Source organism: Daejeonella sp. (genome assembly GCF_044342615.1).
GTDB lineage: Bacteria > Bacteroidota > Bacteroidia > Sphingobacteriales > Sphingobacteriaceae > Daejeonella.
In genome coordinates this window covers 19744-36623 of the sequence record NZ_JBIIPN010000010.1, presented here as the reverse complement: position 1 = coordinate 36623, position 16880 = coordinate 19744, and the positions used below count along the sequence as shown (strand labels likewise).

Sequence of the window (16880 nt, the reverse complement as noted above, 5' to 3'; positions counted from 1 at the left end):
AAAAGTTAGATATCAATTACCATCATTTTGTGTTAAACGACTATGTGATGCGCAAGGAATTGTAAATCAGTCATCCTGAATGTATTTAAACGCCATGCACCTGTCATCCCGAACGTAATTGCGCGCCATGCACCTGTCATCCCGAACGCAGTGAGGGAACTTTTTTTGAGAAAGCAAAATTGTGCTAAGAACTACGAAGGTCAATTGTTTATGTTTTCACGAAGGTCCCTCACCTGCGGAAAAGCTCTCACCTGCGGAAGGTCCCTCACCTGCGGAAGAGCAGGTTTCGGGATGACATTGCTTTTAACGAAGATATCTCACTTGCTAAAAAACAAAATTACTGCTTCAATTTCGGGATCCTCTTTGGCGTATCAGTCCCAGAAATAATACTCCTAGCACTCAAGGCAATGGCTTTAATGGTTGACCAGATATTATTCACATCCAAAGTTTCAAACTCATCATTTACGGTATGATAATAAGGATCGGTATCAATCTGATCTGTTGAGATGGTATGTGCCGGAACGCCAAGCGCAGCAAGTGTAGCATTATCACTACGGTAAAATAAATTCTGTTTTGGATAAGGATCTGGATGAAATTTAAAATCAGTCCCAACTAAATTCTTCTGAAGTATCTCACCAAAATCAGATTTATCATAACCGGTAATAAAAGCGGCATTTTTACCAAATTTAGATTCTTTCCCTATCATTTCTATGTTAAACATAGCTACAACATCATCAGGGTTTAACTGGGATGAGAAGTATCGAGCACCATAGCCACCAATTTCTTCAGCTGTAAAGGCCACAAAGACTAAGCTACGCTCATTATTATTTAATTTCTTATAATATCTGGCCAAAGAAATAACTGCGGTAGTGCCCGATGCATCATCATCAGCACCATTTGCTATGGCATCGCCATCAACAGCTTTTACAATGCCCAAATGATCATAATGAGCAGAAATTAATACAATTTCTTTTGGTTTAGATTTTCCAGGAATCATGCCTGCCACATTAAACAAAGGAAGCTCCTCAATCACATTGCTGGCTTTTACATTGAAAGAACTAGCATCCGTTTCACCTAAAACAAAAACGATGGCACCTGATTCATTCACATTTTCTACGACACGCCCTCTAGAAGAATTATCTTTAAATCGCTTAAATGCTGTAGCATGCTGATTATCAACAAGTACTATAGCTTGAGTTTTCATGGCAATAATTTCACGGTAACGAGGAATAAACTGCTCGCTTGCAGCGATACGGTAAACCGTATTTCCTGCATTATTATTAAATTCAAAACTAGGAAGATCAGAAACCGCAAACACATTTTGCGCTTCAATAGACTTACCGTTAAGTACCGCTTCAATTTGTCCAGCTTTAATTCTTTTTACGCTGAACTCTTGGCGATAACCCATGTGTACCTCCACAGGCTGAAGACCAATTTCTCGAAATTCATTTTCAATAAATTTAGCCGCCTTATCTATTCCGGGAGTGAAAGAGGCTCTCCCCTCCATTTCATCTGAAGAAAGCGTTTTTATTAAACGAGCAACATCGGCCTCTTTTATTAGTTTCTCAGGTTTTTGGACTGCACAAGAGGACAGTAATAAAAGAGCAACAAGAGCTAAGTATAAATTTTTCATGTATCTATTCAATTGAAAGTGGTGCGGTGATAACACCGACCACAGGATAATGTCTAAACAAAAATTATATTGTAAAGATTCTCGAAGATAAGTTAAAAAGATGAATATGAATAGAAGTTATTTGGGAAAAATGAGGTTGAAAGTGGTACGGTGACAACACCGAACACAGGATAATCACTTCTTGTAATCGATGGAAACTTTACGGGCCATGGGAGAAAGTGAGAGGCGCAAGCTTAATGCCTGCGCCAAAAAACTATTTGTTTTATCAACAAAAATTTATTTTTTTCTAAAATAATATCTGGTAATAAAAATTCCTACTCCATCTTGCTTACCTCCATCACTTTCTACGCCGCTAACAATGTTAAATACATCCCAGCCTTCTTTGCTGTACTTGTTTAACATGGAAGATATCATTGAGTCATTTGATGCAATGTTCTGAAAATTAATACCTACCAAGCTGTAAAAATTTACAAGAGTAGACTCTTTCAAGTCCTCGATTTTTACATCACTTCTGTCTTTGTCTGTTTTATCTTTCGCATCTTTTGTTCTGGTTGTGGTAAACTGGGTGTAGTCAACTTCTGTACCATTTTCAATAATTCTGGAACGTCCAAGTCCTCCTGGCACCACTGATTCGATTGTTGTTACAATTTTGTACTTAAATTCTTGAGCATACCCAACTGTTGAGAACAGTATCAGGGCAAAAAAAATGTTTGTTTTCATTTTAAAAGATTTATATTTTAATTATTAATAGTGTGCAAACATAATAAAATATATGAGTATAACTACTTATTTTTTAATTTTTTTAATGTTTGGCGCAGAGAGAGATCTTTTATAAAATCGAGTCTGAAGACTCTAATCATTTGCTAATCCTTAGAGCCGCGAAGGGCTAAACTCTAAGGACAGTGTGAGGAAATCCCCGAAAATCTGTGGGAGAAAAAATTAAGAAATGGACTGGTACGGTAACAACACCGACCAGAGGAGCGATATTTAGTACTTAGTACAGAGTATTTAGAAATGAGTGGATTGGAAAATTGGATTTTTAATAACTATGGATAGTTTTAGAAATATAATTATTAAGACATTGATGAAAATTAGGTATTGTCATTGCGAGGGTACCGAAGCAATCCCATTCTAGACATAGTAATTTTAGGGCTTTGGATAATTATATAGATTGCTTCGTCGTGCCTCCTCGCAAAGACAAAGCGGTATTCCATTATTAAATAAAATGAATTTCGCGTCTCTGCGACTTTGCGAGATCCTCTCTGCGAAAATCCCCGAGAATCTGCGGGAGAAAAAATGAGTAAACTCATCCTTATTACCTAATAGTAAGACCAGCTGTCGCGTTAGTCTCCATTCAGTTTAAGTAACCAAGCTCTTAAATGTATTTTAATTTCTTTCCAAAAACGAAATAAGATATAAAATAAAGCACCTAGTATTGGTGCAATTATTATGAATATCAGCCAAGGTATTTGTATAGGTTTAGTCTTTAATAGCAATCTAATAGCTATAACCAAAATTATTAAAATAATGATTAAAAGAGTGATTTCAGTAATTGAAAACCCAAAAAACGATGATAATCTCATAATTTAAATTTTGTTGATAATACCTGTTAATGTTAATACCTTAAACTTACTTTTATATCCATTGTAAAAAACAACTATACTTTTCATTTGCTTTCCTTGTTTATGAGTTGAGTCAAATATTACGGTTAATGAGTCACGCATTTTAACTTCAAGTGGAGTTTTTCTCCAATCAGCTGATGTACAACCACATCCTAGTTTAACGTCATAAATAATTAGTGGAGAGGGACCACTATTCATAAATTTATAAATTACTTTCACTTTTTCGCCTTCCTTGATTTTTCCGAAATTCATCTCTTCATCATCAAATAAAATATTAGCATAATTATTAGTATCGGTATCAATATATGCTTTATCAATGCCTTGGCTTTGATATTTTTTGGTTCTATCACAAGATAAAATGAGCATACAGTATGCTAAAAAGTAAAAAGAAAAATTAAAATTAATTGACATCAGGACCTCCAGTGCAATAACGGCCCTTTGCAGTGCAACTACATAAATAGTCGAAAAATGCACACATACAATCGCAACCTAATACCTGACAAGCTCCGATACAGTATTGATTACTACATGCACCACCGAGTGTCTGATTTGAGGCATCACAAGCAAGGGTCTGAGAAATATCAAATTTAGTTTCCCCAGTGCAAGTCGCATAATTACTAGAACACGGATTTGATACAAATGCGACTTTATTATCAAGATTATAAAACTTAATAGCTTTTATAATTCTTTCATCATTTACTCTTTTATTTAGTAAATCAATTGAACTAACAAGCTCTTCTTTGACAATAGTTTCTTTAATTATTTCAAACATTTTAATCATTAATATGTAATCAAAATTTAATTTTGTGTACCATGTTGGGTCAAGCATAGTTTTTGTACTTCTGTGAACGAAACCTTTTTCACTAAATACAAGATCAATTATGTCATTTCTTGAACTTTTTAAATATAATGTTTTCTCACTTTCACTAAATTTAATAAAAAAGTTAATGCCTTCCTCAGTATAAGAAAAATTTCGAGTATTGGATTCAGCATGGGTTGTATAACTAATGAGTGCTTTTTTCCCTTGATTGATAAAACCAATCTTAATTTGATCAGTTTGGGAAGAATGTATTTGATAATAATCTATAGAGTAAGCTTTCAAGATTTTACTTTGAGTTTGAACAGTTTTATATAAAGGCGTATCACCGTGTAGAATTTTATCCCTCTTGCAACCAAATGTTAATATAATTATTAAAATCAATGTAAATTTTATTGATTTAATTGCCTTGGGATTTTCTTTAATATTGTTTTGCATGCTAATATTTATAATAATGTTAATAATGTATTTAATAAAAAAATTGATGTGTAAAAAGTATTTGTATTGGCAATAAATAATTTAACCAACCCGTTTAATCTAAAAAATTAGTTTATAGTTATATTTTTTAAAAAAATTGTGCACGTATGTTTTACTTAGAATAATTATATAGATTTAATTTATTAGAAAATAAAATATTTTAATAAAAAAATAAAAAATTATTTATATGAATAAAGTAATAAATATATGGTATTTTTTTATTTAAAAAATTAAATTTTTAAACAAAAAAATATATTAATAAGTAACGATTTGTTTTTTGAGCGTTTGGAGATTTAAAAATGAATTTACTGATAGTTAAAACACAGTTTAAATTGAGATTGTTAAAGTACTAACCAAAGATGAAGCCAAACAGCTTACATTCAATCAACAATTTATATTTACGAAATTCCTTAACTTTGTAAAAATAAAAGACCATGAACGAAATAACTGTACAAGACCTAAAAAAGATGATCGACAACAAGGAAGATTTCCAGTTGATTGATGTACGTGAGACTTTTGAGTATGAAATGTCTAATCTAAATGGTTTAAACATTCCACTTGCGGGACTATTATTAGAAGCGGATAAGGTTAGCAAAGATAAACCCGTAATCATGCAATGCAGAAGTGGGGCAAGAAGTGCGGCGGCATTAAACCAGTTGGAGCAGTTAGGCTATACCAATCTGTATAATTTAAAAGGTGGAATTCTTGCTTGGAAGGCAGAATTTGAACCAGATATGCCGGTTTATTAATTCCTTATGCTCAAAAAAATCTTATTCAATATTTTCCTGAACATCGCCATTATTGTGGTGGTGATTTCTTTGGCTTGGTCTTTTAAAAACAAGTATTATTTATACATTTTTGCAGGATTACCGCCATTAGCCATGCTTGTTTATCTTAAATTCAGGCTTGTTAAAAGTGTAAGGAGCCTGACAAATAAGACCAAAAAAAGCTAAATATTAAGATTTAATAAGTCCGAGGCCAGGTAAATCACTCAGCACCCATCTTCCATTCTTAAATTCAGGATCTTTATAGGGATTATTGCTCGTTAAGAATGGTCCGTCGAGGTCAACCCAATCACAAAGCGGTGCTAAAGCTGCAGCCGCTAATGTTCCGCAGCTAGTCTCACTCATACATCCCACCATTGTTTTTAAACCCAGTTCTTTTGCCTTCATAATCATACGATATCCCTCATGCATTCCGGCGCTTTTCATCAGCTTCATATTGATAGCATGATAAACACCTTGAGCCTTTTGAACATCAGCAAAACGTTGAACAGACTCATCACCTACAATGGCTACGGGACTACGTTCGGTAATCCAAGCATTTGAATCGAGATCTTCTTTGGCCATAGGTTGCTCAATTAAAACTACGCCTTGCTCATGCAACCAAAATACCATGTCAAGACCTTCTTGCTTATCTTTCCAACCCTGATTGGCATCCACAAAAAGTGGTTTATCTGTTGCAGAGCGGATCGTATTAATTAATTCCTTGTCATTATCTCTCCCCAATTTCACTTTGATGATATGACAATCTTCACCAGCTTTGATTTTTTCTAAAAGGACTTCAGGCGTATCAATACCAAGCGTGTATGATGTAGCTGGCATTTTTGAAGGATCAGAGCCAAAATATTGATAACATGGTTTTTCGTCAATCTTACCACGAAGATCATGTAGCGCGATATCAATTGCTGCTTTAATATTCGGATTTCCAGGAGCAATGCTATCGAGATAGGCAATTACTTCATCAAAATCAAAGGGAGTTTTTAACCAAGAAAGATCAACTTTCGACATGAAGGTGTTGGCAGTTTCAATGTTTTCACCCATATAAGGTACCATTGAGGCTTCGCCATAACCTGTAAAACCCTCGTGACTAATTTCCATTAGCATGATTGGAGTGGAGGTTCGTGAAAATTTAGCAATTGTAAAAGGATGTCTTAAATTAAGCTCAAATGGTTTATAGCTGATCTTCATATCAATAAATTATACTACTAAATAACGAAATTTATAGCATTGAGAAGCTTTTTATGGGAATAAAATTCCTACAAAACATTTGTTAACTAATTTGGTGAATTTTTAAGATTGAGAAAGCACTAGCGAATGCTACAAAAAACTAAATCTTCTAAAAACTGAACCACCAATTGCTCATCCTTACAATCTCCAAAATCGGTAAGAGAAGGTAAATGATGCATAAAAAACACCTGCAAATGTGCCATTTCAATAATGGTACTAGCGAGTGAACGGGGATGTGTATAAGATGGATTGTACTCTAAAATTATGCCCGAAATTATAGTACAAAGATCTTTATAAGGCTTAAATAATTGATCTTTATTGTCTTCAGAAACATGCTTTGTAAGATAAGCTTTTGAACCTTCGGCAATAATAATTTGATGTAAAAGACTTTCGTTAACATAAATTGTACTATCATCATCCACCACATTGGCAGCCAAAAGCTGAATAAGCTTTTTCAATTTGATTGCGGGATCAGAAATATTGTTCAGATGAAAAGTAACACGAAATTCTAACCAACTCCAATACCAAGCAGTAAGATAAATTAATAAACGATGCTTATTTTCAAAATAACGGTATATACCTGCTTCAGTTGAGCCAATTACTTCGGCAAGCTTTTTAAAAGTAAAAGCCTCAAAACCATGTTCATGAATCAGTTGAATACTATTTTGTATAATTTTCCGACCAAGATCTGTCTGCTCGGGGTTGCGAACAAACAGTTTTTCATTCATTTTAATCTGAAGCTGTAATTCCATAAGATGATCCATAGATTCTGAATACAAAGTGCATTCTAATATTTCGGATTAACAAAAGTATATAAAAGTTTTACAATTATATGAGATAGTATTACTATCATTTTAAATAATGATACTATCTTTGTTTTAATTAATTATTTAGAAAATAAGAAAATGGAATCAAAAAACATGTTTAAGGAACTAAAAAGCGACCTCCCAGCGAGTATAGTCGTGTTTTTCGTGGCTGTTCCGCTTTGTTTAGGTATTGCCCTTGCATCTGGCGCACCGCTTTTTTCGGGAATTATTGCGGGAATTGTAGGAGGTATTATTGTTGGAATGGCGAGCGGCTCAGCACTAGGGGTTAGCGGTCCGGCAGCAGGTTTAGCTGTAATAGTATTGACATCCATTGCAACTTTAGGCTCATGGCCGGCATTTTTATTAGCTGTAGTCATAGCAGGTGTCATTCAATTAGCCATGGGATTTGCGAAAGCAGGTTTTATTGCCTATTTCTTCCCATCTTCGGTAATTAAGGGCATGCTTACGGGCATTGGATTACTTATTGTTTTGAAGCAAATTCCGCATGCCTTAGGATACGATAAAGATGCTGAAGGAGATGATTCATTTGTGCAAGCTGATGGTGAGAATACCTTCTCAGCTATAACGAATGCATTTGAATGGGTTACACCTGGTGCTTTATTAATTGCAGCTATCTCACTTGCTATTTTAATTTTATGGGATACCGTATTAACAAAAAAACATAAAATATTTCAGTTAATACAAGGACCAATTGTTGTGGTTATTTTAGGTATCATCATGAATTATATGTTTCAAAATGGGATTTTGAATTTCAGTTTGGCGGCTGATCAAGTAGTTCAACTTCCTGTAGCCGAAAGCTTCTCACAGTTTTTAACGCAATTTACTTTTCCAGATTTTACACAATTAAATAATCCAGAAGTTTACAAAGTTGCCATTGTAATGGCCATTGTAGCGAGTTTAGAAACTCTACTTTGTGTGGAAGCAACAGATAAAATTGATCCATACAAACGTGTTACTCCAACAAACAGAGAATTAAAAGCACAAGGATTAGGAAATGTTATTTCTGGATTAATTGGTGGTTTACCAATCACACAAGTAATTGTACGTAGTTCTGCCAATATTTCATTTGGAGGAAAAACCAAAATGTCGGCTATTCTACATGGTGTTTTTTTATTAATCAGTGCGATTACTATCGCTGGATTACTAAATATGATTCCACTGGCAAGTTTAGCGGCCATTTTGATTATGGTAGGATATAAACTAGCGAAACCCGAGCTATTCAAGCAGATGTACAAATTAGGTTGGGAGCAATTTATACCATTTGTAGCTACAGTTGTTGCTATTTTATTAACCGATTTACTTAAGGGAATAACCATTGGTTTACTTTTTGGAATATTTTATACGCTACGTCACAGTTATAGAAATTCACACCATTTACAAACTAGAACAAGCACCGAAGAAGGGCAAAAAGTGTATCACTTAGAATTAGCTGAAGAGGTATCTTTCTTTAATAAAGCAAGCGTTTTAAAGGTATTAGATGAGATACCAGCAGATTCAAAAGTGATTATTGATTGTACTAAGTCGAAATCAATTGCTCATGATGTGATCGAACTAATTATCAATTATCGCACAAACGCGAAAACAAAAAACATAAAAGTAGAAACCATCAATTTTATAGAACCAGTTGTAAATTAATTAAAATTAAGGACATGAAAACATTAACAAAGGAATTACAAGATGCCATCACACCAACAAAGGCACTTGAACTATTAAGAGATGGTAACAAAAGATTTGTAAGTAATTTAAAGGTGAACCGTAACCTTTTACAACAGGCCAATGAAACTTCCGATGGTCAGCATCCATTTGCGGTAATTTTAAGCTGCATCGATTCTAGAACTTCTGCAGAGCTTATTTTCGACCAAGGATTAGGAGATGTATTTAGCGTGCGTATTGCGGGAAATATCTTGAATGAAGATATACTTGGAAGCATGGAGTTTGGCTGTAAAGTAGCTGGTTCTAAGATTATTGTAGTTTTAGGTCACACAAAATGTGGCGCCGTTAAAGGAGCTTGCGATCATGTTGAAATGGGAAATTTAACCGCCCTTTTAACAAAAATCAGACCTGCAGTTGATGATGAAAACACGGTAAAAGAAAATAGAAATTCAAGTAATGCTGAATTTGTTGAAAAAGTTTCTGCCATTAATGTTAAACGTACAGTTAAAGCCATCATGGAGAGAAGCCCGATTTTAAAAGAAATGATCGAAAGCGGACAACTTGGAATTGTTGGTGGTAACCACGATATCACCACTGGTGAAGTTGATTTTTTTGAAGATACTTTAATTCTGAATTAAGCCGGTTTAATTTGAGGAAGAAAGGGGCGTTTGTAAAATGTCCCTTTTTTATTTAATAGATTTTTTTAAATCAAAAAGCACTATTTTTCCAGCAAATATCATCAAAATATGAAAATTCAATTTCCCCGAAATTTTATCATAATCATTTTATTAATCTTTATTTGGGCACCCAATTACGCACAAAATACGAGAATTACAGATCCCAATAGCATCGGTTGGTATGCATTTTCTGCTAATATTAAATTGAAAAAGTCATGGACCTTACACTCCGAGTTTCAATGGCGACGTGATAAGCTTATCAGTGAGCCTATGCAAAACCTCTTTAGGACAGGCATTGGTTATACCATAAATCCTAAAATAAGTGTTCGTGCGGGCTATGCCTTAGCAGAAACCTATAATTATGGGGATATTCCACTAAATAATTTAGGGAAGCAATTCACCGAGCATCGTTCATGGCAAATGGTAAACCTAAACGATAAAATAAAAAGCTTTGAAATAAGTCACCGTTTTATGCTTGAACAAAGGTGGATAGGAAGATATTCAAATGCACAAGTTCAAAAGGAAGATCAATTTATCTTTTCCAATAGATTCAGATACATGTTTCGAGTGCAAGTACCACTAAAAGGGAATACCATGGCTGATAATACCCCATACTTAGCTGTCTATGACGAATTATTGATTGGTTTCGGTAAAAATGTGAATGAAAACGTGTTTGATCAAAACAGATTTGCAGCCCTCTTGGGATACCGTTTTAACTCCAAAACACGCATTGAAGGAGGATATTTGAATCAAATTGCCCAACTATCTAGAGAAGTGGAAGGAAGAAATATATATCAAAACAATAAAGGGATTTTAATTAGTACGATTTTGAATTTTTAATCAAAAGACTGGTCCAATTCCTCAAATTATTTTCTTTTAAAATTTTACGATACAAATACCAATTACATAAAATAAAACAATGTGCTTTACTAACTTTGCCAACCATGGCAATAGACCTCTACAAACCCTTTGAACGCTTAAACTTCAGTAAGCACAACTGCTTTATCAGCGGAGAAAAACTTCAGCATTCGGAAGAAGAGATTCATGTATTTCCATTATGGCTTTTGCAGGAATATGAGCTCCACGACAAGCCATTTAAGCTATTGGATGAAAGCATGTCGACTTATAGCCACATGAAGCTTCCATGCGCTACAAGCATAAACAAGGAGGTATTAGAACCGCTAGAAGAGGAAATAAAGACAGCATTTTTATCTGGCTATGATGCGGTACAAAATCTGCCTGATTTAAAACTATTCCAATGGATAGGTAAAATGCTTTACGGGATTTTATTTAATGAAATCCGCATTGGAATAATGCAGCAAAAAGCTAAGGGCGAGGAATTTATATTTTCACAGTCACTAGTACATAAATTTGGAAACCTTCATTTAATGCTACAATCCCTTACAAAAGCGATAGAATTTGAGGGGAGTCATCCTTGGACGATCAAAGTTTTTAAAATCGAATCCAAGCAAGATCTTTTCAATTATCGGGATGAAATAAATACCCTCACCTATTCTTTAGCCATGAAGGATTTCGGAATAATTGCATGCTTACAAGACAATGGAACCAATGCCGTTTATCATAAAGAGATTCTAACAAAAGTACAGAACAATGCCCTTCACCCCGCGCAATTTGAAGAAGTTTGCGCCCGATTTTTTTATTCCAATTACCTATTTAACCGCCTGCCAGAATACACTATTATGCCTACAAATGAGGCTATTTACATAGAAGCAATGCCTTTGATGGGAATGAGTAATAAACCACTATTTGATGCTTGGCAAAATAAAACATATGCCCAAGTATTAGAAAATTTCTGGAAACCTTGGGGCATACTTTTATTTGAGATATTGAAAGATCCTGAAAATCCGCTGACTCACCTTTTGGATGAAAGCGGTCTGTTAATTCCTGCAGAAAAAGTTGATTTACCCTCCTAAAATTAACTAGCCCATGAGCTGCTTAACAAAATATGCAGCAATATCAGGATAATAAACAATCGTTAAAAAAACACCTGTTAAAGCGCCATAAAAGTGTGCATCATGATTAATTGCATCTCTAGAATTACGCGCTGCATACCAGCAATAAGCTAGAAATAGAAATCCATAAATAACCGCAGGAATTGGGATTGGAATAGGGAAAATCATCATTTTATTCAAAGGATAGAATAAAATATAGCTAAAAACCACCGCGCAAACTGCACCAGAAGCCCCCAAACTGTTAAACCAGAAATGATCTTTATGCTTAAAAATTGAGGTGATATCACTCAAAATGATACTCAAAAAATATAAAACTCCAAATTGAACATGCCCCCAGCTGCTGTATGATGCAAAAGTTCTTTCAAGAGTAAAAGCAAAGAAATAATAAGACAGCATATTTACTAAAAGGTGAGTCCAGTCCTTATGGATTAAACCACTGGTAATTAGACTATAAAGTCGGCTACCGCGACTTACACTATAAGGATGAAGCATAAATTTTCCATAAACCTCAGCATTTGAAAAAGCATAAATACTGGTAACAATGGTAAAAATGAAAATAATGGTGGCAACGGGCGTTTCGTTGATAAAGCTTTCTATCATTCTAAATCTAATTTAATAGCTGAAATTAATCGGCCAACAGGATATCTTCTATGTGTTTTTTCGTAATATTTGGAATTTCGGTACACCCAATCGAGTGCCGAAAAGTTAGCTATATTTTTTTCTTTTTCAATTCTCAAACGCTCTGCCAAATCAGGATCATCTTTGAGAAGTTGAGCAGCAACATCTTCAAAAACATAATCCGAAAAATGCTCTTTCTGTCCGATGATAGAATCAAAGAAATCCCATGCAAAAAATGAATCTACTCCCTGAGGCTCAAGAGTTTCAACGATATAACGATTTTTGATTTGATTGGTAAAAACCACATAATCGCCAGCATAAAAATTAACCTTTTGGTTTTCAGTCCTAAGCTTAACCTGCGATTTCAAATAATGACCCTCGTAAGGTGTTGAACCACCTCTATAATCTTCTATATAATACATTTCAAGGTCGAGCGACTCATCCGATTTTAAACGCTTCATTTCAACACCATTTAATTGCAGAAGGTCAATTACTTTTTGCCATGCTTGAGGAATAACATAAGCAATAGGCTTATTTACAGTTAGAGAAGGCTTATAATCATCAAAAACCTTAATTTCGCGCTCAAAAGGTTCATTTCGATCATAATAAAGACGTGATTTGCCACTCACCTCACTCGTTTTACGTTTAGCCTCATAGCCCTTAAATGAGAAGGTAGTAAAGGTATCGGTGTTCAATGACCATCTTAAGGGAAATACTAATTGATTTTTTACCGCTTCATCTGCTTTCTTCTTAGTTTCGCCAATGAGTTGAGCATCCTTTTGTACAGTAGCTATAGCATGATTCATAAATAGATAAGTGCTCTTAACTCGTTCATTAAAAGGCTTTAACATGTGAGTTTCAGGAATAAAGCCAATGGTATTATGAAGCGCTGCGTAACCACTTGAGTACCTTGGAGTTTCTAAAAATCCAGTAATTCCAGACTCAGGAGTTTCACCCATGCTATTCACGTAGGGGGTTAAATCATAACCTGAATTTTTCATTTTACTGTAAAGTTCAGGAAGCATTTTAGCACTTAGATAATTTGATAAAATAGCGTTTAACTTATCTTTTTGTGATGCAATTAAAGTCATGGTATATTGGTAATCGGCGCCATTGCTGGTGTGATTATCCAAAAATACATCGGGTTGCCAGGTATTGAAAATTTGCTGGAAAGACCTTGAGTTTTTGGAATCCGATTTGATAAAATCTCTGTTCAAATCCAAGTTTTGGTAATTCCCTCTAAAGCCATAAGCTTCGGGACCGTTTTGATTTACGCGAGATAAACCACGGTTCAACATTCCATCGATATTATAAACAGGAATAATACAAATGACTACATTTTCGGGAATTGAATTCTTTTCAAGCATATCGCGTACAAGCATCATGCTGGCATCAATACCTTCCGGTTCTCCTGGATGTATTCCATTGTTAACCAATACGATACGCTTGTTTTGTTTACGAATAAGAACAGGATCGAAAACTTTATCCTTTGATAAAACTACCAATTGTAAAGGTTTACCAATATCGGTTGGACCATAATCCATTAGCCGCATCTGATCATATTTTTTATCCAAAAGGGTATAAAAATCAATCAGCTCCTGATAAGTGCTACTAACTTTTTCATTTTTTTCAAAAGGAATTACTTGGGCCATTGATTGCTGAGCAACAAAAGCAAAAAGAAGGAGAATTAGCGTTTTTTTAATCATCATGGTAGTACAAATATAATGCAATAGACAAGCGAATTTATTTTATTAGCAAATCTTAAAATATGAGGTCTTTAAAATGAATTAGAATGAGTAAATTTTTTTAAACAATTGATTACCCTATTAAATTTTTAAATCTCTACTATATGGATCGCTTATTTTTCGGTAATTTACTGACTATCAAATCATAAGAATGATCTATCATTTCTATAATTTGTTTATCAGACAGTCTTCCATTCGTAAATACCGTATTCCAGTGCTTTTTATTCATGTGCCAACCTGCTTGTATTTCATCAAATTCCTCTCGGAGTAAAATAGCCTTTTCAGGATCACATTTCACATTAAATCGGTCGGGTTTATCTAAGCCACATAATAAAAAGATTTTTCCACCCACTTTAAACACAAGCGTATCATCCCCGAAAGGGAAGGTTTCTTCCACATAAGCTTTAGAAATGCAATAATCTCTTAAACTTTCAATGTTCATGAGGATAATCTTAATTTTGCCTTATAATTTAAAGCTAGATAAAAATGAGTGCTTACGAAAATATAAATAATACTCTTACTGATCGTTTTGTTCGATATACGGCCATTGATACTCAGTCTGATCCAAGCTCTGAAAGCTTTCCATCCACCGAAAAGCAAAAGAATTTAGGAAGATTGCTGGTAGAAGAACTTCTGGAAATGGGGATAAATGACGCACATTTAGACGAGTACGGCTATGTTTATGCAAGTATTCCGAGTACTTCGGATAAGAAAGTCCCAGTTATCTGCTTTTGCTCACACATGGACACCTCGCCCGACTGTTCGGGGGAGCATGTAAAAGCAATTATTCACAAAAATTATCAAGGGGAGGATATTAGATTACCAGATGATCAAACACAGATTATACGTTTGAAAGATCATCCAGATTTAAAAAATCAAATTGGGAATGACCTAATCACTGCCAGTGGCCTAACCCTTTTGGGAGCTGATAATAAAGCTGGAGTAGCTGAAATTATGGAGGCGGCAAAATTTTTAATGAATCATCCGGAGCTCAAACACGGTGGAATAAAAATTCTGTTCACACCAGATGAAGAAATTGGGCATGGGGTAGATCATGTGGACATTAAGAAATTGGGTGCAGATTTTGCTTATACCATTGATGGGGAGAGCTTAGGTACGATTGAAAATGAAACTTTTTCGGCCGATGGCGTTAAATTAATTATCAAGGGAATAAGTGCACATCCTGGATTTGCTAAAAACAAGATGGAAAGTGCCATTAAAATTGCTTCCGAGATTATTTCTCAATTGCCAAAGGATACATTATCGCCAGAAAGCACTTCAGATTTGGCAGGTTTTATCCACCCAGTTGCAATCAATGGAGGAGTAGAACAGACTGATATTGAGTTTATTATACGCGATTTTGATACTGAAAAATTAAAAGAACATGAACAATTGCTAGAGGAAATTGCAAAGCAAGTATTAAAAAATTATCCCAATTCAACCTATGAATTTCATGTGGAGGAACAATATAGAAACATGAAAATGATACTTGATCAATATCCTAATTTAACTCAATTGGCCATTGAAGCGGTTGAACGAGCAGGTTTAAAGGCAAAACTACAGCGAATTAGAGGGGGTACAGATGGCTCGCGACTATCATTTATGGGATTACCTTGTCCTAATATTTTTGCCGGCGAGCATGCCTTCCATAGTAAACAAGAATGGGTATCTGTTCAAGACATGGAAAAAGCGGTTGAAACGATTATAAACCTAGCTTTAATTTGGGAAGAGATTCTGATTGACTATTAAGGCTTTATAACATTAATCTTACAAGATCTTCTTAAAAAAGAGTAAATACTTAGGTATATTTGCGGATTGAACAAAAACCAATTGCAAAAAAAAAATCATTCCCTTTCTCTTTAATTACATTTTCTAGTGTAACGGAATACTTACTAAGAGAATTTAAACCTTAACTGCTCGTACAGTCTAAACCCATTATGAAGATAAAAATTAATATCCTTTTTATTTTTTACTTTATTGCCTGTTTTGCTTTTCCATCACAAGGGTGGTCGCAGAAGAAGGCAGAGATAATTAAGAACAAATGGGCATTAAATCCTGTCTTAATAGACGGTATATTAACTGATTGGACGGATAGTTTGGATTTATATAATGATGTAACTAAGCTTTATTATAATATTTCGAACGATCATGAGAATATCTATTTCGCAGTAAAAAATAACTCTGAAGAGAATCTAAGTAAAATATTGGCTCGTGGGATGAGTATCACTGTAAATTATGAAAATAGTAAATCAGTGGGTCAAACGGTAACTTTTCCAGTTCTTGATCGTACTCCTGGCAAGAAACAAGTAGAAACGGAAGAGCCAGAAGCTAAAGAAATACAAAGACGAATTATTTCTAAGATTAAGGAGATAAAAGTTGAGGGTTTTATAGAGTTGGTAGACGGCGGTATCTCATTATACAATACTTATGGTATAAAGGCTGCGATGGCCTTTGATGATAACAATGATATGATACAGGAAATTGCAATTCCACTTCGCTTGCTCGGAATTGAACCCGAACGTACTGAATTAATCACATTTCGAATACGCGTTAATGGATTTGAAGGATCATCAACTATTCAGCGAAGAGATATGAATTATTATGACGATATGTATGGAGGCGCCTATGGTGGAAGAAATGGACGCTATGGTCGTAACTACAATGGAATGTATGGGGGCATGCCTCGAGAGAATTTTATAACTACTAAAATCTCAACAAGTACAGAATTTTTTATAAAAAGCACCTTAGCTATAAAGCAAAATTAAAAATTACCCGCTCTGTTGCATTAAGCAAGCAGAATAAAAAGCAATTATGAACAAATTACAATCT

At 34.5% G+C, this 16880-nt stretch carries 17 protein-coding genes; 8 read left to right on the top strand and 9 right to left on the bottom strand.

From position 1 onward, the window contains the following. Nucleotides 1-337 precede the first annotated feature (337 nt). From ACIQ0D_RS01840 to ACIQ0D_RS01825, 4 genes are all read right to left on the bottom strand, one after another. The gene (locus ACIQ0D_RS01840; protein ID WP_395802540.1) at nucleotides 338-1633 is read right to left on the bottom strand and encodes a M20/M25/M40 family metallo-hydrolase; all 1296 of its coding nucleotides are present in this window, start codon (nucleotides 1631-1633) and stop codon (nucleotides 338-340) included. A gap of 276 nt (nucleotides 1634-1909) precedes the next feature. Next, nucleotides 1910-2353 (bottom strand): hypothetical protein, encoded by a 444-nt coding sequence (locus tag ACIQ0D_RS01835; RefSeq protein WP_395802538.1) that lies wholly within the window; start codon nucleotides 2351-2353, stop codon nucleotides 1910-1912. A gap of 866 nt (nucleotides 2354-3219) precedes the next feature. Next, a complete protein-coding gene (locus ACIQ0D_RS01830) occupies nucleotides 3220-3621 on the bottom strand; it encodes a DUF1573 domain-containing protein (protein WP_395802536.1) in 402 nt (133 codons plus the stop codon). Between the two features lie 34 nt (nucleotides 3622-3655). Then, a complete protein-coding gene (locus tag ACIQ0D_RS01825) occupies nucleotides 3656-4510 on the bottom strand; it encodes a hypothetical protein (protein WP_395802534.1) in 855 nt (284 codons plus the stop codon). A gap of 473 nt (nucleotides 4511-4983) precedes the next feature. Here ACIQ0D_RS01825 and ACIQ0D_RS01820 point away from each other — a divergent pair, with 473 nt between their 5' ends. Both ACIQ0D_RS01820 and ACIQ0D_RS01815 read left to right on the top strand, forming a co-directional pair. Further along, complete coding sequence (locus tag ACIQ0D_RS01820) at nucleotides 4984-5298, top strand: rhodanese-like domain-containing protein (RefSeq protein WP_395627668.1); 315 nt, start codon at nucleotides 4984-4986, stop codon at nucleotides 5296-5298. A 6-nt stretch (nucleotides 5299-5304) separates the two neighbouring features. Beyond that, nucleotides 5305-5502 carry a DUF6358 family protein gene (locus ACIQ0D_RS01815; RefSeq protein ID WP_395802532.1) on the top strand — a complete coding sequence of 66 codons (198 nt, stop codon included), beginning with the start codon at nucleotides 5305-5307 and terminating at the stop codon, nucleotides 5500-5502. A gap of 3 nt (nucleotides 5503-5505) precedes the next feature. Here the strand turns inward: ACIQ0D_RS01815 and ACIQ0D_RS01810 are convergent, their stop codons facing one another. Beyond that, on the bottom strand, nucleotides 5506-6519 hold the full coding sequence (locus ACIQ0D_RS01810; RefSeq protein ID WP_395802530.1) for a dipeptide epimerase: 1014 nt from the start codon (nucleotides 6517-6519) through the stop codon (nucleotides 5506-5508). Between the two features lie 119 nt (nucleotides 6520-6638). Then, nucleotides 6639-7322 (bottom strand): TetR/AcrR family transcriptional regulator, encoded by a 684-nt coding sequence (locus ACIQ0D_RS01805; RefSeq protein ID WP_395802528.1) that lies wholly within the window; start codon nucleotides 7320-7322, stop codon nucleotides 6639-6641. Between the two features lie 141 nt (nucleotides 7323-7463). Between ACIQ0D_RS01805 and ACIQ0D_RS01800 the strand changes: the two genes are divergently transcribed. From ACIQ0D_RS01800 to ACIQ0D_RS01785, 4 genes are all read left to right on the top strand, one after another. Beyond that, nucleotides 7464-9020, top strand: coding sequence for a SulP family inorganic anion transporter (locus ACIQ0D_RS01800; RefSeq protein WP_395802526.1), 1557 nt, complete (start codon nucleotides 7464-7466; stop codon nucleotides 9018-9020). A 14-nt stretch (nucleotides 9021-9034) separates the two neighbouring features. Then, nucleotides 9035-9676 (top strand): carbonic anhydrase family protein, encoded by a 642-nt coding sequence (locus ACIQ0D_RS01795; protein WP_395802524.1) that lies wholly within the window; start codon nucleotides 9035-9037, stop codon nucleotides 9674-9676. 108 nt (nucleotides 9677-9784) lie between these two features. Further along, entirely contained in the window at nucleotides 9785-10555 is a 771-nt protein-coding gene (locus tag ACIQ0D_RS01790; protein ID WP_395802522.1) for a DUF2490 domain-containing protein, read from the top strand. Between the two features lie 104 nt (nucleotides 10556-10659). Further along, the gene (locus ACIQ0D_RS01785; RefSeq protein WP_395802520.1) at nucleotides 10660-11649 is read left to right on the top strand and encodes a hypothetical protein; all 990 of its coding nucleotides are present in this window, start codon (nucleotides 10660-10662) and stop codon (nucleotides 11647-11649) included. A 6-nt stretch (nucleotides 11650-11655) separates the two neighbouring features. Here the strand turns inward: ACIQ0D_RS01785 and ACIQ0D_RS01780 are convergent, their stop codons facing one another. The 3 genes from ACIQ0D_RS01780 to ACIQ0D_RS01770 form a co-directional block, all read right to left on the bottom strand. Then, nucleotides 11656-12288 (bottom strand): rhomboid family intramembrane serine protease, encoded by a 633-nt coding sequence (locus ACIQ0D_RS01780; RefSeq protein WP_395802518.1) that lies wholly within the window; start codon nucleotides 12286-12288, stop codon nucleotides 11656-11658. Continuing rightward, on the bottom strand, nucleotides 12285-14015 hold the full coding sequence (locus ACIQ0D_RS01775) for a M14 family metallopeptidase (RefSeq protein WP_395802516.1): 1731 nt from the start codon (nucleotides 14013-14015) through the stop codon (nucleotides 12285-12287). The genes ACIQ0D_RS01780 and ACIQ0D_RS01775 overlap by 4 nt, the downstream gene beginning before the upstream one ends. A 136-nt stretch (nucleotides 14016-14151) precedes the next feature. Further along, on the bottom strand, nucleotides 14152-14493 hold the full coding sequence (locus tag ACIQ0D_RS01770; RefSeq protein WP_395802514.1) for an MmcQ/YjbR family DNA-binding protein: 342 nt from the start codon (nucleotides 14491-14493) through the stop codon (nucleotides 14152-14154). Nucleotides 14494-14537: 44 nt separating this feature from the next. Here ACIQ0D_RS01770 and pepT point away from each other — a divergent pair, with 44 nt between their 5' ends. Together pepT and ACIQ0D_RS01760 are read left to right on the top strand one after the other, a co-directional pair. Next, nucleotides 14538-15800, top strand: coding sequence for a peptidase T (gene pepT, locus ACIQ0D_RS01765; protein ID WP_395802512.1), 1263 nt, complete (start codon nucleotides 14538-14540; stop codon nucleotides 15798-15800). A 188-nt stretch (nucleotides 15801-15988) separates the two neighbouring features. Next, on the top strand, nucleotides 15989-16816 hold the full coding sequence (locus tag ACIQ0D_RS01760; RefSeq protein WP_395802510.1) for a hypothetical protein: 828 nt from the start codon (nucleotides 15989-15991) through the stop codon (nucleotides 16814-16816). Nucleotides 16817-16880: the final 64 nt, after the last annotated feature.